At 71.1% G+C, this 21006-nt stretch carries 20 protein-coding genes and 1 tRNA gene; 13 read left to right on the forward strand and 8 right to left on the reverse strand.

The features are described 5' to 3' along the window. The first annotated feature begins 156 nt into the window (after positions 1-156). The 6 genes from aceE to RWH44_RS09865 all read left to right on the forward strand — a co-directional run bounded on the left by aceE (position 157) and on the right by RWH44_RS09865 (position 7914). Positions 157-2883 carry a pyruvate dehydrogenase (acetyl-transferring), homodimeric type gene (aceE, locus tag RWH44_RS09840; protein WP_316004437.1) on the forward strand — a complete coding sequence of 909 codons (2727 nt, stop codon included), beginning with the start codon at positions 157-159 and terminating at the stop codon, positions 2881-2883. A 110-nt stretch (positions 2884-2993) separates the two neighbouring features. After that, a complete protein-coding gene (locus tag RWH44_RS09845) occupies positions 2994-4181 on the forward strand; it encodes a PucR family transcriptional regulator (protein WP_298873146.1) in 1188 nt (395 codons plus the stop codon). Positions 4182-4369: 188 nt separating this feature from the next. Further along, entirely contained in the window at positions 4370-5290 is a 921-nt protein-coding gene (locus RWH44_RS09850) for an ACP S-malonyltransferase (RefSeq protein WP_316004438.1), read from the forward strand. Beyond that, a complete protein-coding gene (locus tag RWH44_RS09855; protein ID WP_316004439.1) occupies positions 5287-6291 on the forward strand; it encodes a beta-ketoacyl-ACP synthase III in 1005 nt (334 codons plus the stop codon). The genes RWH44_RS09850 and RWH44_RS09855 overlap by 4 nt, the downstream gene beginning before the upstream one ends. A 67-nt stretch (positions 6292-6358) precedes the next feature. Then, positions 6359-6607 (forward strand): acyl carrier protein, encoded by a 249-nt coding sequence (locus RWH44_RS09860; RefSeq protein WP_022880558.1) that lies wholly within the window; start codon positions 6359-6361, stop codon positions 6605-6607. A 68-nt stretch (positions 6608-6675) separates the two neighbouring features. Then, positions 6676-7914 carry a beta-ketoacyl-[acyl-carrier-protein] synthase family protein gene (locus RWH44_RS09865; RefSeq protein ID WP_298872696.1) on the forward strand — a complete coding sequence of 413 codons (1239 nt, stop codon included), beginning with the start codon at positions 6676-6678 and terminating at the stop codon, positions 7912-7914. A gap of 144 nt (positions 7915-8058) precedes the next feature. Here RWH44_RS09865 and RWH44_RS09870 read toward each other — a convergent pair whose 3' ends face one another. The 3 genes from RWH44_RS09870 to RWH44_RS09880 all read right to left on the reverse strand — a co-directional run bounded on the left by RWH44_RS09870 (position 8059) and on the right by RWH44_RS09880 (position 10254). Further along, a complete protein-coding gene (locus RWH44_RS09870) occupies positions 8059-8562 on the reverse strand; it encodes a DUF3145 domain-containing protein (protein WP_076675660.1) in 504 nt (167 codons plus the stop codon). 137 nt (positions 8563-8699) lie between these two features. Then, positions 8700-9581, reverse strand: coding sequence for a hypothetical protein (locus tag RWH44_RS09875; RefSeq protein WP_316004440.1), 882 nt, complete (start codon positions 9579-9581; stop codon positions 8700-8702). Positions 9582-9657: 76 nt separating this feature from the next. Beyond that, a complete protein-coding gene (locus RWH44_RS09880) occupies positions 9658-10254 on the reverse strand; it encodes a hypothetical protein (RefSeq protein WP_316004441.1) in 597 nt (198 codons plus the stop codon). A gap of 149 nt (positions 10255-10403) precedes the next feature. On the opposite strand from RWH44_RS09880, the gene RWH44_RS09885 reads away from it, so the two are divergent. Beyond that, a complete protein-coding gene (locus tag RWH44_RS09885) occupies positions 10404-11078 on the forward strand; it encodes a response regulator transcription factor (RefSeq protein ID WP_316004442.1) in 675 nt (224 codons plus the stop codon). Then, complete coding sequence (locus RWH44_RS09890; RefSeq protein ID WP_316004443.1) at positions 11075-12502, forward strand: sensor histidine kinase; 1428 nt, start codon at positions 11075-11077, stop codon at positions 12500-12502. Before RWH44_RS09885 ends, RWH44_RS09890 begins: the two co-directional genes overlap by 4 nt. 125 nt (positions 12503-12627) lie before the next feature. Here RWH44_RS09890 and RWH44_RS09895 read toward each other — a convergent pair whose 3' ends face one another. After that, entirely contained in the window at positions 12628-12966 is a 339-nt protein-coding gene (locus RWH44_RS09895; protein WP_298872682.1) for a DUF7882 family protein, read from the reverse strand. Between the two features lie 335 nt (positions 12967-13301). Between RWH44_RS09895 and RWH44_RS09900 the strand changes: the two genes are divergently transcribed. From RWH44_RS09900 to RWH44_RS09915, 4 genes are all read left to right on the forward strand, one after another. After that, positions 13302-14699 (forward strand): hemolysin family protein, encoded by a 1398-nt coding sequence (locus tag RWH44_RS09900; protein ID WP_298872679.1) that lies wholly within the window; start codon positions 13302-13304, stop codon positions 14697-14699. Then, positions 14696-15721: a CNNM domain-containing protein gene (locus RWH44_RS09905; RefSeq protein WP_316004444.1), complete on the forward strand. Its 1026-nt coding sequence runs from the start codon at positions 14696-14698 to the stop codon at positions 15719-15721. The genes RWH44_RS09900 and RWH44_RS09905 overlap by 4 nt, the downstream gene beginning before the upstream one ends. A gap of 190 nt (positions 15722-15911) precedes the next feature. Further along, entirely contained in the window at positions 15912-16730 is an 819-nt protein-coding gene (locus RWH44_RS09910; RefSeq protein WP_316004445.1) for an SDR family oxidoreductase, read from the forward strand. A gap of 187 nt (positions 16731-16917) precedes the next feature. Continuing rightward, complete coding sequence (locus RWH44_RS09915) at positions 16918-17286, forward strand: hypothetical protein (RefSeq protein ID WP_316004446.1); 369 nt, start codon at positions 16918-16920, stop codon at positions 17284-17286. A 55-nt stretch (positions 17287-17341) separates the two neighbouring features. Here RWH44_RS09915 and RWH44_RS09920 read toward each other — a convergent pair whose 3' ends face one another. From RWH44_RS09920 to RWH44_RS09935, 4 genes are all read right to left on the reverse strand, one after another. After that, positions 17342-18208 (reverse strand): zinc-ribbon domain-containing protein, encoded by an 867-nt coding sequence (locus tag RWH44_RS09920; RefSeq protein WP_316004447.1) that lies wholly within the window; start codon positions 18206-18208, stop codon positions 17342-17344. A 60-nt stretch (positions 18209-18268) separates the two neighbouring features. After that, a tRNA-Ile gene (locus tag RWH44_RS09925) sits at positions 18269-18342 on the reverse strand. A gap of 90 nt (positions 18343-18432) precedes the next feature. Next, entirely contained in the window at positions 18433-19374 is a 942-nt protein-coding gene (locus RWH44_RS09930) for a methyltransferase family protein (protein WP_437127289.1), read from the reverse strand. A gap of 35 nt (positions 19375-19409) precedes the next feature. Beyond that, positions 19410-20372, reverse strand: a complete 963-nt coding sequence (locus RWH44_RS09935; RefSeq protein WP_298872663.1) for a DMT family transporter — start codon at positions 20370-20372, stop codon at positions 19410-19412. Positions 20373-20413: 41 nt separating this feature from the next. Here RWH44_RS09935 and def point away from each other — a divergent pair, with 41 nt between their 5' ends. After that, entirely contained in the window at positions 20414-20980 is a 567-nt protein-coding gene (def, locus tag RWH44_RS09940; protein WP_076675679.1) for a peptide deformylase, read from the forward strand. Positions 20981-21006: the final 26 nt, after the last annotated feature.

The raw sequence follows: 21006 nt of genomic DNA on the forward strand, positions 1-21006 counted from the left end.
TCGGCGCGACGCGGGGCCCGCCGCAGCCCGCGCGCGCATCCGATGGCGCGCCGACTCGCTAGGCTGGACGCTGGTTGATTGTGCGGAGCGAACAAGGGTTGCCGCACTCGTATGGCGATTCTCTGGCATGACCTGCCAGACGACGAAAGGTCTTCCGTGACTGTTCACGACCAGGATCCGTATTCGCAGGGGCCGCAGGACAGCGACCCGGAAGAGACCGGGGAGTGGCAGGAATCCCTGCGCCAGCTGGTCCAGGCGAAGGGTCCGGCTCGCGCTCGCGAGATCATGCTGAGCCTGCTCAAGGGCTCGAAGGAACTGCACCTGAACGTGCCGATGGTTCCGACCACCGACTACATCAACACGATCTCGCAGAAGAACGAGCCCGAGTTCCCCGGTGACGAGGAGCTCGAGCGTCGTTACCGCAAGTGGATCCGCTGGAACGCGGCGGTCACCGTCCACCGCGCTCAGCGCCCCGGCATCGGCGTCGGCGGCCACATCTCCACCTACGCCTCGTCGGCCGCCCTGTACGAGGTGGGCTTCAACCACTTCTTCCGCGGCCTCGACGACCCCTCCGGCGGCGACCAGATCTTCATCCAGGGCCACGCCTCCCCCGGCGCCTACGCCCGCGCGTTCCTCGAGGGTCGCCTCACCGAGGCGCAGCTCGACGGGTTCCGTCAGGAGAAGTCGGCTGCCCCCAACGGCATCCCCTCGTACCCCCACCCCCGTCTCATGCCGGAGTTCTGGCAGTTCCCGACGGTGTCGATGGGTCTGGGCCCGATCAACGCCATCTACCAGGCGATGTCGAACAAGTACCTCGCCAACCGCGGCATCAAGGACGTCGGCGGCTCGCAGGTCTGGGCCTACCTGGGCGACGGCGAGATGGACGAGGTCGAGAGCCGCGGTCAGCTGCAGGTCGCGGCGAACGAGGGCCTCGACAACCTCAACTTCATCATCAACTGCAACCTTCAGCGCCTCGACGGCCCGGTCCGCGGCAACGGCAAGATCATCCAGGAGCTCGAGAGCTTCTTCCGCGGTGCCGGCTGGAACGTCATCAAGGTCGTCTGGGGCCGCGAGTGGGACGACCTGCTCGCCCGCGACACCGAGGGCGCGCTGCTCAACCTGATGAACACCACGCCCGACGGCGACTACCAGACCTACAAGGCCGAGAACGGCGCGTACGTCCGCGAGAACTTCTTCGGACGCGACCCCCGCGCCCTCGAGCTCGTCAAGGACTACACCGACGAGCAGGTCTGGGGCCTCAAGCGCGGCGGCCACGACTACCGCAAGGTCTACGCGGCCTTCAAGGCAGCGGCCGAGCACAAGGGGCAGCCGACCGTCATCCTCGCCAAGACCATCAAGGGCTACGGCCTCGGTCCGCACTTCGAGGGCCGCAACGCCACGCACCAGATGAAGAAGCTGACGCTGGACGACCTCAAGTCGTTCCGCGACGCGATGGACATTCCCGTCACCGACGCGCAGCTCGAAGAGAACCCCTACCAGCCGCCTTACTACAACCCCGGCGAGAAGGACGAGACGATCCAGTACATGCTGGAGCGTCGTCGTTCGCTCGGCGGGTTCCTGCCCGAGCGTCGCACGACCCACGTGGGCCTGGAACTGCCCGGGGATGCCGCGTACGCGCTGCCCAAGAAGGGTTCGGGCACGCAGGACGTCGCCACGACCATGGCGTTCGTGCGTCTGCTGAAGGACCTGCTGCGCGTCAAGGGCTTCGGTCACCGCATCGTGCCGATCATCCCCGACGAGGCGCGCACGTTCGGTATGGACGCGTACTTCCCGACCGCGAAGATCTACAACCCCAAGGGTCAGCACTACACCTCCGTCGACCGCGAGCTCCTGCTGGCGTACAAGGAGAGCCCCGAGGGTCAGATCATCCACGTCGGCATCAACGAGGCGGGCGCCCTCGCGGCGTTCACCGCGGCGGGCACGGCGTACTCGACCCACGGCGAGCCGCTGATCCCGGTCTACGTGTTCTACTCGATGTTCGGCTTCCAGCGCACCGGCGACGCCCAGTGGGCCGCGGGCGACCAGATGGCGCGCGGCTTCATCATCGGCGCCACGGCCGGCCGCACCACGCTGACGGGTGAGGGTCTGCAGCACGCCGACGGTCACTCGCAGCTGCTGGCCTCGACCAACCCCGCGACGGTGTCGTACGACCCGGCCTACGGCTACGAGATCGCCCACATCGTGCGCAGCGGTATCGAGCGCATGTACGGCGGGGAGCACAACGACCCGAACGTCATGTACTACATGACCGTGTACAACGAGCCCTACGTGCAGCCCGCCGAGCCCGAGGGCGTCGACGTGGACGGCATCGTCCGCGGCATCCACCACATCTCCACCGGTGAGGGCGACGGACCGCGCACGCAGCTGCTCGCCTCCGGCGTCGGTGTGCCGTGGGCTCTCGAGGCGCAGCGTCTGCTGAAGGACGACTGGGGCGTGAAGGCCGACGTGTGGTCGGTCACCTCGTGGTCGGAGCTGCGTCGCGACGGTCTCGCCGCCGACGAGCACAACTTCCTCCACCCCGACGAGGAGCCGCGCGTGGCCTACCTCACCGACAAGCTGAAGGAAGCCGAGGGCCCGGTCGTGGCCGTCAGCGACTGGATGCACGCGGTGCAGGATCAGATCCGCCAGTGGGTCCCGCAGAACTACTGGACGCTCGGTGCCGACGGCTTCGGCTTCTCCGACACCCGCGCCGCGGCCCGTCGATTCTTCAAGATCGACGGTCCCTCGCTCGCCGTCCGCGCCCTCCAGGCCCTGGCCGAAGAGGGCAAGGTCGACCGTGCGGTCGTCGGACAGGCCATCGAGAAGTACCGCCTGCACGACGTCAACGCCGGTACCAGCGGCAACGCGGGCGGCGAGGCCTGAGTCAGGTGACGCCCTCCACGGACGGGTCCGGTTCCGCCCCCACGGGCGGGGCCGGACCCGACCGCCGTTCTGCGTCCGGCGCCGAGGCGGCGCAAGAGAAGGCCGAGACGCTGACGTGGCTGCGACGCATCTCCGGCGACCTGGCCACGGCGACCATCCAGCGGCTCGAGGAGACCCTGCCCTGGTACGCCGAGATGCCCCCGGCCCGGCGCTCGGCCGTCGGCCTGGTCGCGCAGGCCGGCATCACGTCGTTCTTGCAGTGGTTCGAGGAGCCCGCCTCGACCCCGGCGATCGCCGCCGACATCTTCGCCGCAGCTCCCCGTGAGCTGCTGCGCAGCGTGAGCCTCACGCAGACCCTGCAGCTGGTGCGCGTGACCGTCGAGGTCATGGAGGAGCGTGTCGCCGGCCGCAGTGAGAAGGTGCGCGAGGCGATGCTGTCGTATTCGCGCGAGGTGGCCTTCGCCGCCGCCGACGTCTACGCGCGCGCCGCCGAGGCACGCGGCCTCTGGGACGCGCGTCTCGAGGCGCTCGTGGTCGACTCGATCCTCACCGGTGAGGCCGACGACGAGCTCCCCAGCCGGATCGCCGCCCTCGGGTGGCACGGGCACGGAGAGGTCGCGGTGCTCGTCGGCACCACTCCCCCGCAGCTCGACGTCGACCAGGTCCGCCGCACCGCCCGCAAGCTCGGCGTCGACGTGCTCATCGGCGTGCAGGGCTCACGTCTCGTGCTCGTGGTGGGTCGCGCCGACCTGCCCGCGCGCGGCGGTGACGACACCGCCGAACTGCCGTTCCCCGAGATCGCGAAGCGGCTCGAGCCCGGCTTCGGCTCCGGTCATCTCGTGCTCGGTCCCGCCGTGCCCGCCCTCGTCGATGCCGGGCAGAGCGCCCGCGCCGCCCTCGCGGGCTTCGCCGTCGCCCGGGCGTGGCGTCACGCCCCGCGTCCCGTCGAGGCCGACGACCTGCTGCCGGAGCGGGCCCTCGCCGGTGACGCCGTCGCGAAGCAGACGCTCGTCGAGCGCGTGTACCGCCCGCTGCAGGCGCACAGCGCGGATCTCGTCGCGACCCTGTGGAGCTACCTCGACAACGGGCGTTCGCTCGAGGCGACGGCCCGCGAGCTGTACGTGCACCCCAACACGGTGCGGTATCGCCTGAAGCGTGTCTCCGAGGTCATCGGGTGGGATGCCACGGGCCCCCGCGAGGCGCTGATCCTGCAGACGGCGCTGATCCTCGGCTCGATCGGTACGGATGCCACCCGGCGTCGCGGGCCCGTCAACCGGCGGCCCGTCGTGTCGCGCTGACACCGCAGGCCCCGTCTGGACCGTCCGCAGAGAGTCGACGACACGTCGCTCTCCGCGCGAGAACGCGGCGTGTCGGGGACGGTCGACGGGATCACCACGGCGCTAATGCACGGCGCGCACAAAGACACGCCGCATATCTGTGCCGATATCTCCATAAGCGCGGGCCCGATCCTTGGCAGGATGGGACGGTGATCATCGCCGTCTTCCCCGGACAGGGCTCGCAGACCCCCGGGTTCCTCTCGCCGTGGCTCGCGTTCGACGGGGCGCGCGAGCGCCTCGCTGCCTTCTCCGAACAGGCCGGAGTCGATCTCATCGCCGCCGGTACCGAATGGGATGCCGACCGGATCCGCGACACCTCCGTCGCCCAGCCCCTCATCGTCGCGGCGTCGCTGCTGTCGTGGGCGGCGCTGAGCGAGCGCGCCGGTTCGCCGGTCGCCGGTGTCGCGGGGCATTCCGTGGGCGAGATCGCCGCGCTGGCGGCATCCGGTGTTCTGAGCGACGCCGACGCGCTGCGTCTGGTGGGCCTGCGCGGCCGCGCGATGGCCGAGGCGGCCTCGGCGGTCGAGACAGGCATGAGCGCCGTCGTCGGCGGCGACGAGCAGGCCGTGCTCGAGCGCCTCGAGGCTCTGAACCTCACCCCCGCCAACTACAACGGCGGCGGGCAGATCGTGGCCGCCGGGGAGCTGCCCGCCCTCGCGGAGCTCGCGAGCGATGCGCCGCGCGGCACGCGCGTGATCCCGCTGCAGGTCGCCGGCGCCTTCCACACGCGCTTCATGGAGCCCGCGGTCGAGACGCTGCGTTCGGCGGCGGCCGACGTCGAGGTCGGCGACCCCGAGCTGACGCTGTGGACCAACTCCGACGGCTCCGTCGTCTCCGACGGGCGTCGTGCGCTCGACCTCGTCGTCGCCCAGGTGGCGTCGCCGGTGCGCTGGGACCGCTGCATGGCCTCGTTCGCCGAGCACGGCGTGACCGGCATCATCGAACTCTCGCCCGCGGGGGCGCTCACCGGGCTCGCCAAGCGCGCCCTGCGCGGCACCCCGACCGTGGCGGTCAAGACCCCCGACGACCTCGACGCGGCCGTCTCACTGCTGAAGGAAGACCAGGCATGAGCACCCCCACCCTCCGCCAGACCCAGGGCGCGGCCCACACCCGCATCTACTCCTACGGCGCGGCCCGCGGCGAGAACTTCGTGCCGAACGACGACCTCGTCGGCCCGATCGACTCCAGCGACGAGTGGATCCGCCAGCGCACCGGCATCGTCACGCGCGTGCGCGCGAACAAGGAGACGGATGCCATCGACCTGGCCTCCGAAGCCGCGCGCGAGGCCGTCGAGAAGTCCGGGATCTCCCCCGCCGACATCGACGCCGTGATCGTCGCCACCATCAGCAACCCGAAGCAGACGCCCTCGGCCTCCGCGATCGTCGCGGACCGCATCGGTGCGAACCCCGCGGCCGCCTATGACGTCAACGCCGCGTGCGCGGGCTTCGCGTACGGCGTGGGTCAGGCCGACGCCCTCGTGCGCGCGGGGCTGGCGAAGCACGTCGTCGTGGTCGGTGCCGAGAAGCTCAGCGACATCGTCGACCCGACCGATCGCAGCATCTCGTTCCTCCTCGGCGACGGCGCGGGAGCCGTGGTCATCGGGCCCAGCGACACCCCGGGGATCGGCCCGACCATCTGGGGCTCCGACGGCTCCAAGGCGGACGCCGTGGGGATGAACGCCACGCTCAACGAGTTCCGCGACGGCACGGCGCCGTGGCCGACGCTCCGTCAGGAGGGCCCCACGGTGTTCCGCTGGGCCGTCTGGGAGATGGTCAAGGTCGCCCGTCAGGCGATCGAGGCGGCCGGCATCGAGCCGGGCGATCTCGCCGCTTTCGTGCCGCACCAGGCGAACATGCGGATCATCGACGAGTTCGCCAAGCAGCTGGGCCTGCCCGAGACCGTGGTCATCGGCCGCGACATCGAGACGACGGGCAACACCTCGGCGGCATCCATCCCCCTGGCCACCCACCGCCTGCTCGAGGAGCACCCCGAGCTCAGCGGCGGTCTCGCGTTGCAGATCGGCTTCGGCGCCGGACTCGTCTTCGGCGCGCAGGTCGTCGTCCTCCCCTGACGCGAGAGCGTCGAACCCTAGACTGATCGGGGCCTGTCAGGCCCGCCCCCAAGAAACAGGAGACATCATGGCATTCACCAACGACGAGGTTCTCGCCGGCCTTGCCGAGCTCATCACCGACGAGACCGGGATCTCGGCCGACGAGGTCGCCCTCGAGAAGTCGTTCACCGACGACCTCGACATCGACTCCATCTCGATGATGACGATCGTCGTCAACGCCGAGGAGAAGTTCGGCGTCACCATCCCCGACGACGAGGTCAAGAACCTCAAGACCGTCGGCGACGCCGTGACGTTCATCACGTCGAACCAGTCCTGACACCTCCCGGTGGGGGCTCCGGCCCCCACCGGTCACGACCTGTCGGCCGCACCAAGGATCCCTCGCTCATGAGCACACCCCGCATCGTCGTCACCGGCATCGGAGCCACTTCGCCCATCGGCGGAACGGCACCCGAGAGTTGGTCCGCCCTGCTCGCCGGAACCTCCGGCGCCCGTTCCCTCGAGCACGAATGGGTCGAGCAGTACAACCTGCCCGTCACCTTCGCCGCCGAGGCGCTCGTGCGACCCGAGACCGTGCTCGAGCGACCCGTCGCCAAGCGGCTCGACCCCTCGTCGCAGCTCGCAATGGTCGCGGCCAAGGAAGCGTGGGAAGACGCCGGTTCGCCCGACATCGACCCCGACCGTCTCGGCGTCGACTTCGCCACCGGCATCGGCGGCGTCTGGACGCTGCTCGACGCCTGGGACACCCTGCGCGAGAAGGGCCCGCGTCGCGTCATGCCGATGACGGTGCCGATGCTCATGCCCAACGCCGCCGCGGGCAACCTGTCGCTCCACTTCAACGCGCGCGCTTTCGCGCGCACGGTGGCGTCGGCCTGCGCGTCGAGCACCGAGTCGATCGTCAACGCCGTGCAGCACATCCGCGACGGTCTGGCCGATGTCGTCATCGCGGGTGGCACCGAGTCGGCGATCCACCCGATCACCATCGCCTCGTTCGCCTCGATGCAGGCGCTGTCCAAGCGCAACGACTCGCCCGAGACGGCCTCTCGGCCGGCCAGCATCGACCGCGACGGCTTCGTCATGGGCGAGGGCGCCGGTGTGCTCATCCTCGAGACCGAGGAGCACGCGAAGGCCCGCGGTGCGAAGATCTACGCCTCGATCGTGGGTGGCGGCGTCACCGCCGACTCGTACCACATCACCGCCAACGACCCCGAGGGCCAGGGTGCCGCCCGCGCGGTTCACATGGCACTGGAGATGGCCGGAGCGTCGGTCGACGACGTCACGCACATCAACGCGCACGCCACGTCGACGCCGGTCGGCGACCCGAACGAGTACAAGGCGCTGCGGGCGGTGTTCGGCGAGCGCGTCGACGAGATCCCGGTCTCGGCGACCAAGGCCTCCACCGGTCACCTCCTCGGCGGCACGGGCGCCCTCGAGGCGATCTTCACCGTGCTGGCGCTGCAGAACCGTGTCGCCCCGCCGACCATCAACCTCACCGAGCAGGACCCCGAGGTCCCGTTCGCCCTGTCCGGCTCCCCCGTCGAGCTCGGAGCGGGCGATCAGCTCGCGATCAGCAACTCCTTCGGCTTCGGCGGCCACAACGCCGTCGTCGCGATCGCATCCGTCTGATCCGACGAAGAACGCCCCCTGGCATCCCTCCGACTGCGGTGGAGGATGCCAGGGGGCGTTCTCTTTCGTCCGGGTGGGATACGCGGTCCCGGTGCCGGGTGCGGACACCGGCCTCCGGTAGTGGCGCCTCCCCGCCCGGGGGTCTCACCCCACCTTGTGCAGCCAGACGATCTGCTGATCGTCTCCCGCGTGGCGGAACGGCTCGAGCTCTTCATCCCAGGCCGAGCCCAGGGCGACGTCGAGTTCGCGCTGGAGTTCGAAGGGATCGCCCGCGGCGACCTCCATGGCGTAGCGCACGCGGTCCTCGCCGATCACGACGTTGCCCGACGCATCGGTCTGCGCGTAGTGGATGCCGAGCCCGGGCGTGTGCATCCAGCGACCGCCGTCGCTGCGCGGAGTGGGGTCTTCGCTCACCTCGAAGCGCAGGTGCTCCCAGCCGCGGATCGCGCTCGCGAGCGCAGCGCCGGAGCCGACCGGGCCCTCCCAGTAGAACTCGGCACGACGGCTGCCCATCAGCACGGGCTGGTCGGCCCAGTCGAAGTTGACGGCACGGCCGAGGGCGCGTCCCACCGCCCACTCGAGGTGGGGGCACAACGCGCGGGGCGCGGAGTGGATCAGGATCACTCCGCGCGAAGACGTGATCGCCATGGTCTCTCCTTCGTCAGGTACGTCTTCCCCTACGACCTGTGATGGAGCACGGCGGCTGTTCGTTTGTCCCGGCAATTATCGCCCGTGCATAACGAAATCACAACACTGTGATTTGGTCCGGCCTCCTGACGATGCCCTCAGGCGAACCAGAGCGCCCAGTACAGCGCGAAATTGCGGTTGCCGTAGGCCGAGCAGGCGTCGCCGGTGCCCCACCGCGCGGCCAGGGCGGCGGGGTTCGGCTGGTACGGCGTGTAGTTGTACAGCGCCGCGGTGGCGCGGTTCGTGATCGCCACGTCGGTGCCGCCGCAGGCCGGGTCGGGCGAGTAGGCGATGTAGTGGGTTCCGGGCTGCCGCATGAAGCCCGAGGCGCTGTACGACTTCAGGTCGGTGGTGCCCTGGACGACCTGCGCGGCGAAGCCCGCCGCCCCCGGGTCGCAGGCGGCGTCGTCGGGGCAGCGCGCCCCCATCGCCGCCCCGAGCTGTTCGGCACGAGGGGCCCGGGCCGACCGGCCCGCGACGAGGCTCTGCTCCTTCTGCAGGGTGACCAGGATGACCTTCGCCGAGATGCCGCACGCTCGCTGCACGCGGTCGATCACCTGCGCGGCGGACAGCTCTCCCCCGTCCCATCCGTCGCACACCGTCTCGCCCGTGGCCTCCGAGACGACCGGCGCCCGGGCGGGGAGATCGACGCGCAGATCGGCGAGGCACGTGTCGGCCGTGCAGGCGCCGACCTGGTCGTCGAGGAACGCCTGGATCTGATCGGCGGTCAGCGCGTCACCGTCGTAGAAGTCGTCGTCGCCGATGAGGGTGCCGGGGTCGAACGAGGTCAGGTCGACCGCTTCGCGGCGGGTCTCGGCGTTCCAAGCGGCGTTCCACGCCCGCGTGAGCGAGACCAGCGGCGCGAGGGCGGCGACGATCAGGGCGATGAGCACCGCGGCGGTGACGCCGACGGTGATCCGGCGGCGGCGGAGTACTCGCGCGCGGGCCGCGGAAGGCCGTCGCCTGCGTCTGTTCGCCACCCCTCGATCGTGCCGCACCGCGCTGACCGCTCGCTGCACGCCCGGGGCGTGGCGCGGCGGTCAGCGCGGTCGCGGCTCAGCTGCCGGACGACGCCGACGGGGTGGGTGCCGCGCCGTCGGCGGGCGGGGCGGGCGGGGTCGGGGCCGTGCCGTCGGACGGCGGAGTGGGCACCGAGCCGTCGGCGGGCGGCGCGGGCGGGGTCGGGGCGGTGCCGTCGGTCGGCGGGGCGGGCTTCTCGCCGTCGGCCTGGGGGCCCTTCGCTCCGGGGCCGTCCGCTCCGGGGCCGGCGTGACCCGGACCGCCGCCGGGACCGCACTCACCGGGGCCGGTGCCACCGGGCGCGGCGGGTGCAGCGGGCGCGGTACCGTCGGACGGCGCCGGGGCGGGCGTGGGCGCGGTGCCGTCGGCTGGGGTCCCGCTTGCGGTGGCGCCGGGCGTGGGCGCGGTGCCGGGGCCGGTCGCGCCCCCGTCGGCACTCGGGGCCGAGGTCGCGGCGGTGAGCGTCGCTCCCCCGCCGGTCTGCGCGGCCAGGGCGGCGCTGCCGCCGGTGAGCCCCGCGGCCACGATGACGGCGCCCGCGATCAAAGCGGGGCGTCGCCACGAGCGGCGGCGCGGCTCGGTGCTGTCGTCCAGGCGCGGAAGCGGCTGGGTGGGGTATTCGTCGTCGTTCACGGTGTCTGTCCTCCTGCGCCGGTGGCTGTCACCGGCTCTGAGACCAGACTTCGAGGCGGGACTGAAGCGAACCTGAAGCCGACGACCGCGCGGTGATCGCATACGCAAGCCACAACCGGCGTTCAGGGGGCGGCCCTATCGTCGGTCGGATGTCCGCTCCGGCCCGCGTGCTCGTCCTCGACGACGACGAGACCATCCGCGTCTCCGTGCAGACGGCCCTGCGCGCGGAGGGCTTCGTGACCGAGGCCGCTCCCGACGGGTCCGACCTGCCCGCTCGTCTCGAACGGTTCCGCCCCGACCTCGTCATCCTCGACTGGATGATGCCGGGGCCCAGTGGCATCCGGTTGCTGCCCCTCGTGCGAGCGACGGGCGACATCCCGGTGATCATGCTCACCGCGCGGGACGAGGTCGACGACCGTCTGCGCGGTTTCGCGGAGGGCGCGGACGACTACGTGGTGAAGCCGTTCACGATGGCCGAGCTGGTCGCCCGCGCCGGCGTCGTGCTGCGTCGGCGCGGGCGCCTGCCGCAGACGATCGCGATCGGCGACCTGCTCGTGGATCCGGATGCCGCGACCGCCCACCGGGCGGGGGCCTCGCTGGAGCTGACGGCGACGGAGTTCCGCCTGCTGCAGCTGTTCGCGGAGAGTCGGGGACGCACCCTGTCGAAGGCGCAGATCCTCACCCAGGTGTGGGGCTACGACGACTACGACCCCAACCTGGTCGAGGTGCACCTCAGCGCACTGCGCCGGAAGATGGAGCAGCACGGGCCGCGGCTGATCCACACGGTCCGCGGGCTGGGCTATCGCTTGAGCGCGGCCGCGTGAGCGCCCCTGTCCTGCGCTCCGGGTCTCTGCGGCGTCGCACGATCGTCGCCGTGGTGGCGGTCGTGGCGCTGTTGCTCATCGTGCTCGCCGTCGTGGTCGATCTGGCGCTGGGCGCGCGCCTGCGCGGGCAGATCGAGGAGCGTCTGCGCGACCGCGCCGCCGCCACCGCGTCGCTGGTCGGGATCGTCGACGACGCCGACCTCGCCGAGCGTCTGTCGGACCAGGGACTCGCCGTGCGCATCGACTCCGCCGGCGGGGGGTCCGTCGTGGCGGGCCCGAGCCCCGAGCAGCTGCGCGAGGGACCGGGTGGGCCGGGCGGGCCGGGTGGAGGTGCGCCCGGGGAGCGTTCGGCCCTGCAGCCCTCCCCCTCCAGCGGCGTGGACGTCGTGGCATCCGAGGTGTCGGGCGACGATCAGCTGGTCACCCTGCGCTCGACACTGAGCGACGGATCGACGCTGACCCTGACCGCGTCGGCCGTGGGCGTCGGCGAGACGCTCGGTCAGGTGCGATGGATCATGGCCGTGTCGTCGGTCGGGGTGCTCGTGCTCGCCGCGGGCGCCGTGACGCTGGTCGTGCGCCGGAGCTTGCGCCCCCTGGACCGGGTCTCGGAGGTCGCTCGGGCCATCGGGGCGGGGGAACGGGAGCGGCGGCTGCACCCGACGCGTGCAGACACCGAGATCGGTCGCGTGGCGACGGCGCTCGACGACATGCTCGACGACGTCGTGGGGGCGGAGCGCACGGCCCGCGAGGCCGAGCAGCGGTTGCGGGCGTTCCTGTCGGATGCCGCGCACGAGCTGCGGACGCCGGTCGCCGGCATCCGCGCCGCCGCAGACACCCTCGTGCGCGCCGATCTGGATGGGCCCGAACGCGAGATGCTCGCCGCGCACGTGGCGCGCGAGGCCACGCGCGCCTCGCGCCTCGTTGACGATCTGCTGACGATGGCGCGGGTCGATCGCGGACTCGACCTGCAGCGCGTCGACGTCGATCTGCGGACCCTGGTGGATGCCGAGGCGCGCCGCGTTCCGCTCGTGCACCCCTCGGTGCGGTTGCGCACGGCTGTTCCCGATCAGCCCGTCGCGGCGACGGTGGACGTCGACCGCATCGCCCAGGTGATGGCCAACCTCATCGAGAACGCGGCCCGAGCCGCGGGCGGAACCGGCGAGATCGATCTCGGCCTGCGGACCGACGCCGGTCGCGCGGTGATCTCGGTGGTCGACAATGGTCCGGGGGTGCCCACCGCCGAGCGCGAGCGCATCTTCGACCGGCTCGTGCGGTTGGACACCGCGCGGGCCTCGGCCGCGGGGGTCGGCCTGGGGTTGCCGATCGCCCGCGGGATCGCCCGCGCGCACGGTGGTGACGTGCGGTGCGTCGCGTCACCGACCGGGGCGTGCTTCGAGGTCGAGCTGCCGCTCACCACCGCCTGAGCGCGTCGCGGTCAGGCTGACGCGCTCAGGCGAGGCGATGGGCGGGCGCACTGACCGGGTGCCGTGCGCCCGGTCGGGCAGGGCGCGAACGGCATCCGCGCCATCGTGCGAATGGCCGGGCGGCGTCAGTTGGCCGTGCGACCCACCGGGCGGCGGGGCGGGGCCGGCGGCGGGGCGATGCCCGCGGCCGTGAGCGTGAGCCCGTCGGCCCCGCTGGCGTCGTGCATCATTTGATCGATGAGCTCCCGGTCGATTGCGGGCTCCCGACCGCCGTAGAACTGCATCACGAGCGCGTTCGAGGCGTGGATCCACAGGCTCGCCTGGCGCACGCCCTCGTTGACGGGCAGCTGGAGCATGAACCCCTCGTTGCGTCGCAGCTTGTTCATGACGACGATGCGGAGGTGAGCGAGGATGCGGTCGTCGATGTCGAACGATGCGCGGTCTCGGTAGATGAGTCTTCCCACGACAGGTCCTTTTCTGGCGCGCCGAAGCGTACCGGTAGAGCAAGGGCGGGACCACGCCGGGAAGCGAGGCAATGCGGGAGTACCAGTATCGCATCCGTCGGGGCGGATGAGCCGTGCGCGAGCGATATATCGCTCGACGGGTGTGTCACGCCCCGCGGCCCGTCCTGAAGGTCGAGGCGAACGCTCAGACTGACCGACGACAGGGTCGGTAGATTGAAAGCCGATCTGCGATCACCCGACCCACGAGAGAGAAACCCCGTGAGCCATCACCGCACCTCCACCGACCAGGAGGGCCGATCTTCGAGCCCCCTCTTCTCGAGAGGGGGTGAGATCTGATGCTGGCCGCGGCCCTGACACTCCTGTTGGGGATCATCGTGACCCTGGCGATCATCGTCGCCTGCGGATTCTTCGTGGCGCAGGAGTTCGCCTACATGTCCGTCGACCGCGCGCGACTGACCGCGCGGGCCGAGAAGGGCGACGCGCAGGCGAAGCGCGTGCTGGCGATCACCAAGCGCACCTCGTTCATGCTGTCGGGTGCCCAGCTCGGAATCACCGTGACGGGCCTGCTCATCGGATACGTCGCCGAGCCGCTGATCGGTGAGTCGATCGGCACGCTGCTGGGCGGCGTGGGCGTCGACCCCGCCGTGTCGGTGCTCATCGGGACGGTCGGGGCGCTCCTGCTCGCGACGGTCGTGACGATGATCTTCGGCGAGCTCTACCCGAAGAACCTCGCCATCGCGAACCCCGAGCCGCTTGCTCGCGCCCTCGCCGTGCCGACCCGCATCTACCTGCTGCTGTTCGGCTGGCTCATCACCGTGTTCGACGTCGCCGCCAACGCCCTCCTGCGCCTGCTGCGCATCGAGCCCCTCGAAGACGTCGACGAGAGCGCGACCGCGCGCGACCTCGAGGCCATCATCGAGGAGTCGCGTCAGAGCGGCGACCTGCCCGACGATCTGTCGATGATCATCGATCGCATCCTCGATTTCCCCCAGCGCGATGTCGAGCACGCCATGGTGCCGCGGTCGCAGGTGGGGTCGGTCACCCCCGACACCACCGTCGGCGAGGTGCGCGCGCTCATGGCCACCGGTCATACCCGCTACCCCGTGATCGGCGCGGAGGACTCCCCCGTCGGCGTCGTCGAGCTCATCGACATCCTCCGTGAGGACCCGGCGGATGCCGCGCCCGTGGCATCCGTCATGCGTGCGGCCGTCGTCATCCCGACGTCGATGCTGCTGCCGGTGGCCCTGGATCGCATGCGGCACACGCGCAACGAACTCGCGTGCGTCGTGGACGAGTACGGCAACTTCGACGGCATCCTGACCATCGAGGATCTGACCGAAGAGGTCATCGGCGAGCTCTCCGACGAGCACGACGCCGTCGTGGCCGAGGCGGCGGCGGTCGGCGACGACGCGTGGAGCGTTCCGGGCGACCTGCACCTCGACGAGCTCGAGCGCCTCATCGGGTACGACCTCGCCGACAGCGACGTCGAGACCGTCGCCGGTCTCGTGATCGAAACCCACGGCGACCTCCCGCCCGTCGGCGGGGTGGTGCGCATCGATCTGCCCGAGCGGGCGTCGGAGACCGTCCAGGGCCTGGACTACGAGCGCTGGCTCGCGGTCGAGGTCGTCGAGGTCGACCGGCACGTGCCGTCGCACCTGCGGGTGCAGTTGCACGAGGTGGATCGAGACGCCGTCGTCGACGGCCCGACGATCGACGAGGAGGTGGCCCGATGAACGGCTGGACCGTCGCGCTGATCACCACGGCGCTCATCATCGCGAGCGCGTTCTTCGTCATCGTCGAGTTCGCGCTGCTCGCCGCCCGCCGACACCGCCTCGAGGAGGAGGCCGCCACGAGCGCCTCCGCCCGAGCGGCACTGCGCGGTGTCAACGAGCTCACGGTCATGCTCGCGTTCGCGCAGTTGGGCATCACGGCCTGTACGTTCCTGCTCGGCGCGATCACCAAACCGGCGATCGACTACGCCCTCGCCCCGGTGTTCGAGGCGTGGGGCCTGCCCTACGTGCTCGCCGACATCATCGCCTTCATGCTCGCGCTGATCGTGGTGACCTTCCTGCACCTCGTGATCGGCGAGATGGCGCCGAAGTCGTGGGCGATCGCCCACCCCGAGACCGCGGCGAAGGCCACCGGCATCCTCGCCCGTGCGCTCACGTGGCCGCTGCGTCCGTTCCTGCTGTGGATCAACCACATCGCGAACCGTCTGGTGAAGGCCTCGGGCGTCGAGCCCGTCGACAAGGCCGCGGCGGGCGGGCAGGACGCCGACACCATCCGCGAACTCGTCGCGCACTCGCGTCAGGCCGGCACCCTCGATCAGCAGTACTCCGAGCCCATCGCCCAGGCGATCGCGCTCGGCACGCTGACGGTCGGCGACATCGTGCGCACCGACCGCTCCCCCACGGCCGTCCCGCGGGATGCCACGGTCGCCGACATCCAGCGCGTCGCCGCCGCGTCGACCCACCTGCGCATCCTCGTCGGTTCGGGGGCGGGCTCCCGGGTGGCGCACGTGCGCGACACGCTCGCCGTCGCCCCGTCGACGCCGGCTGAGCAGATCGCCCGGGATCCCCTGGTGCTGGAGCCGGCGGCATCCGCCTACGACGCCCTCGCCCGCATGCGGCGCGGACGCGTTCAGCTGGCCACCGTGGTGGAGGGCGAGAGGCTCGTCGGCGTCGTCACGCTGGACGATCTGCTGCGCGAGATCCTGCCCGGGCCGGGAGAGACGGCGGAGGTCGCCGGACGGTAGTCGCCGCTTCCGGTTCGGGGCGGATTCCGCGCTTCGGGGCATGGGTCTTCCGCCCCGAACGCAGGACGACGCCCCGAACGGCGTCGGCGTCGACGGTCGAGGATGCGGGGAGTGTCAAGCCACCACGGGAGCGGAGAGGCGCGGCGTACCGTCGCTGGCGTTCACCCATCCCCTCTCCTGGAGGACTCCCATGAGCAAGATCTGGTTCATCACCGGCGCATCCAAGGGCTTCGGCCGCGAGTGGGCCGAAGCGGCCCTCGAGCGCGGCGACAGCGTCGCCGGGACCGCCCGGAACCTCGATGACGTGAAGGAACTCGTCGACGCGTACCCCGAGACGTTCCTGCCGATCCAGCTGGACGTCACCGACCACGCCGCCGACACCGCGGCCGTGGAGAAGGCGCACGAGAAGTTCGGCCGACTCGACGTCGTCATCAACAACGCCGGCTTCGGACACTTCGGCATGGTCGAGGAGCTCACCGAGGACGAGGTGCGCGCCCAGCTCGAGACCAACTTCTTCGGCGCGCTGTGGGTGACCCAGGCGGCGCTGCCGATCATGCGCGCGCAGGGCTCCGGGCACATCATCCAGGTGTCGAGCATCGGCGGAATCAGCGCCTTCCCCTCCGTCGGCGTCTACCACGCGTCGAAGTGGGCGCTCGAGGGTCTGTCGCAGTCCCTCGCGCAGGAGGTCGCCGGCTTCGGCATGCACGTCACCCTCGTCGAACCGGGGGGCTACTCCACCGACTGGTCGGGACCCTCGGCCAAGCGCAGCGAGGAGATCGAGGCCTACGCCGACGTCCGCGAGCAGGCGGCGAAGCGCCCCTCGGCCGCGGAACCCGGTAAGCCCGAGGCCACGCGCGCGGCGATCCTGAAGGTCGTGGATGCCGAGAACCCGCCGCTGCGCATCTTCTTCGGCAAGGCACCCCTCGGCATCGCCGAGAAGGACTACGAATCGCGACTGCAGACGTGGCGCGAATGGCAGCCGGTGTCGGAGGAGGCGCACGGCTCCTGACCGGGTCGTCTCGGCCGGGGCGCGCGACGTGCCCCGGCCGAGACGCTTCGACGACATCGTGTCGGGTGCGGCTCGGTCGCGGAGGGTGCCGCGTCGGCGGTGAGGGGGCGCGGATCCGTCTCCGCCAAGGACGGGGCGGCGGCCCTGATGACGCCGGGCGGCCCGCCGGCGATGCGATGATGAACCGGTGAGCACAGACGTCGGCTTCCCGCCGCGGCGCAGCCGGGAACTCCTGCGATCGTGGGTCGACGACTATCTCGAGACGGTCAGCCTGAACGGTGCCCGCGTGGAGGTCATCCCGCAGGACGGGGAGGACGAGCTCGACACCGGTCTCGTCGTCATGCACCCCAAGGACTCCGCCCTCCTGGTGTACATGCAGCCGCGGGGTGTGAACGATCCGTTGTGGGAGCTCACCATCCCCGGCCGCGAGACGGACTCCGTCCTCAGCGCCCTCGAACTGGGGGCCGTCGCTTCCGTGGTGCTCGACGCGGCGCGGTTGTGCATGTACCTGCAGTTCCGCTCCCTGGAGTGGGACCGCGCGTCCGGCCGGCGCTGACTCCCACGCAGCGGCGATGCCGCCTCGGCATCGGACCCGCGCCCTCGGCATCCCTTCACCGGAGATACGCATCCACGAGGAGCGGGCCCCGGATGCCGCGGAACACGTCGATGAGGAGGTCGACCGCCCGACGATTCCACGTCGCGAGCCGCAGGTCGTGCGGGCCGAGCGGCTCGAGGGCGCCGGTGCGCACCCGCACGACCTCCCACCCCGCCGCACGGAGCGCGCGATCTTTCCGCCGGTCGGACTCCTCCCGCCGGCCCACGTGCTCGAGACCGTGACGACCGATCGAGTCGTACTCGACGGCAACGCGCAACTCGGGGAAGACCAGATCGGGCCACACTTCGAGATGGTCGTAGAACGGGCGCGCCACGCGCACGGCGTTGAACCCCTCGCTCAGCGAGAGGCGTTCGCGCAGGTCGGCGCGCAGCCGACCTTCGACCGCCGACGCCGGCTTCGGGGCGCACACCGATACGAAGGCCTCGCCGACGGCCGCGGCGGGCGTCTTGTCGCAAAGGCGGCGCGGGCGCGGGGCGCGGCGTGCCCGCAGGACGGCGGCGTCGGAGGTCGCCGGTTGCGTCACGTCATCGCGCATCGGCAGAGCGATCGTCCGCGTGGGTCTGGCCGACTCGCTGCAGTCGGGGCACCACGCGCTCCGACGCCGCTCGCGACCGGGGCGCAGCCGCTGCTCGGTCGGGGTGGCGGCGAAGCGATGCCCCGCGTCGCACTGCCACAGCAGCAGAACCTCGGCGGCCGGCGGGATCTGGCTCAGCGCGATGCCGTGGTTGAGGTCGGGGTGGTACTGCCGCACCAGCGCCGGAAACGCCGCCCAGGCCTCGCGATACGCACCCACGGGATAGGGCACGTCGAGGCCCTTGGACCACTGTCGTCGGGCCCACCAGGCTTGCACTCTCTCCGCCACGCGCCCGACCGTAGCGTCGACCTCCGACATCGGCGATCGGGTCCACGGCGGAGAGAGGAGTAGGGCGGGTGGGACTTGAACCCACGATCGTCGGGTTATGAGCCCGCTGCCTTGACCAGCTTGGCCACCGCCCCCAGCGAAGACGAGCCTACCGGCATCCGTCCGCCGATCTCGAAAGCGGTCGACGACGGCCGCCGCCGTCCGAGCACGCCGGACACGCGGTTCTAGCGCCCCGAGCCCACCGGCCTAAGGCGCGGGATCCAGCACCGTACGGCACGCGCGTAGGCGCGGTACTCGTCGCCGAAGGCCCTGACGAGGTCGGCCTCTTCGTGAGGGCGGATCGCGTAGTTCCACACGAGGGATCCGGCGAGGGCGTAGACGACGACCATCCACGACGACATCAGCAGCCCGACGCCGACCCCCTGCGCGATACCCGCGAGCGCCATCGGGTTGCGGACGAAGCGGTACGGACCCGCCACCACCAGGCGGTTCGGCATGGCTGAGGGCAGGGGCGTGCCGTCTCCCTCGACCGTCATCGCGGCCGCCGACCACAGACCGAGGGCGCTCGCGGCCACCACGACCACGATGCCGACGACGTCCACCGCGGCGGGCAGGGGCAGAACCAGCCGCCACCGCTCCTCGAGGGCGCGGATGATCACGGGCAGCACGACGAGGAAGAGGCCCCAGAACACGACGATCTGGGCGGCCGTGGCCGCGACGTGCGCGAGGGGGCTCCGGCCCGGACGCGCGCGACGGAAGGCGAAGGGGCCCACCAGCAGCCACTCGGTCGGCACGCGCCCGAGCACGAGGAGGAACACCGCTCCCACCGAGGCGACGCTGGCGGCGATCATGAGCACGACGCCCCATCCGGCGAGGGTCGTCACGGTGGCATACGTCGCGAGCAGGACCGTCACCGCCAGCGTCCACGCCGTCGCCGTACCGGCGGCCCAGCGTGCCGCGCGAAGCGGCAGGACCGCCGCGAGAGCGGAGGCGACGACGAACAGGGGGACGTCGAGCACGGCCACGGCGACGGGGTCGAGCTCCCCCAGGGTCGTCGTCCGTACGACGGGGACGGTGAAGACGCCCACCCACCAGGCGCCGCCGGCGAGCGCTTGCAGTGCGAAGTACGCACGCGCGACGGTCGCGGCCGGGAACCCGCGTGGCAGGGAGACGCGGCCGTCGGCGATCACGTGCGTGCTCGTCAGTGCACGCGGGGCTGGGCGTTCTTGCCGTCGGCCGTGATCTGAGGGTGGTGCTTGGTGAGCTGGATGACGCCCCAGGTGGCGATCGCGCCGGCGATGACGAAGCCAATCAGCGCCCAGGCGGGCGCCGTCGACGCCTCTCCGAGCACGAGCAGGCCGATAAGCACCGCGATGATCGGGTCGATCACGGTCAGGCCCGCGATGACGAGATCGGGCGGGCCCACCGAGTAGGCGGTCTGCACGAAGTACGCGCCCACGGCCACCGCGGCCAGCAGCGCGACCAGGCACAGCAGCGTCAACCACTCGAAGTTGCCGGCCTGCGCGCGGCTGATGACGACCTTCGCCAGCGTCGCGACGAAGCCGTAGATGACGCCCGCGGCCATGATGTAGAACAGCGCCTGCGCGCGACGGCGCACGAGCACCCAGAAGACGCCGAACACGATCACGACCACGAGCAGGATGCCGAGGATGATCAACAGCTCGCGCTCGGTGATGACGTGCTCGGTCGCGAAGAAGGCCGCGATCGTGACGAAGATGAAGATGCCGCCGACGCACAGCGCGATCGCGAGGAGCGACTGCCTCGTCGGCTTGTGGCGCGACACGCGGGCGTTGAGGACCGTGGTGATCACGAGCGCGATCGCGCCGAGGGGCTGCACGAGGATCAGCGGCGCCACCGAGAGCGCGGAGAGCTGGCAGACGATCGCCAGGCCCAGCATCAGCGTCCCCGCCACCCACGACGGCCGCGTCAGGAGCGAGGTGAGCTGACGACGCGAGAGACCGCCGGTGGTCTTGCCCGACAGGCGCTCGACCTTCTGCACGCCGCGGTGCTGGTACTGCGCCCCGAACGACATGAAGACCGCGCCCAGCAGGGCCAGCGGGATACCGAGGAGGATCCGCGGGTCGCGGAAGACACCGACGAGTTGGTCGATTCCGTCGCTGAGAGTGGCATCGAGCGGGATCACCCCTCGACGATAGCCGCCCGCCCCCTGGATAGGCTGGTGACGTGGCCGTACTCCCGATCCGCATCATGGGTGATCCCGTGCTGCACGCACCCGCCGCCCGCGTCGACGAGATCACCGATGAGGTGCGCCAGCTCGTCGCCGACATGTTCGAGACGATGGATGCCGCCCCCGGCGTCGGGCTCGCCGCGCCCCAGGTGGGCGTGGGCCTGCGCATCTTCACCTACACGTACGAGGACGACGAGGGTCAACCGTGGCGCGGCGTCGTCATCAACCCGGAGCTGTGGATCCACCCGCTCGAGCCCGGCTACCCCGACCCCGACGACGAGAGCGAGGGGTGCCTGTCGTTCCCCGGCGAACGCTTCCCACTGCGTCGGTCCGAGGCCGCGCTGCTCACGGGCACCGATCTCGACGGTCATGCCGTGCGGATCGAGGTGACGGGCTGGCGCGCGCGCATCCTGCAGCACGAGTTCGACCACCTCGACGGCATCCTGTACGTCGACCGTCTCGACGACGAAGACGCGCGCGTGGTCGCCAAGATCGCGAAGAAGCGCAAGTGGGGCAAGCCGGGCGCCTCGTGGATGCCGGGCGTCGACGACATCGACGCGTGACGGCCCCGACCGCGGGGCGCGGTGCG

This window comes from Microbacterium phycohabitans, assembly GCF_032464935.1.
GTDB classification, from domain to species: domain Bacteria; phylum Actinomycetota; class Actinomycetes; order Actinomycetales; family Microbacteriaceae; genus Microbacterium; species Microbacterium phycohabitans.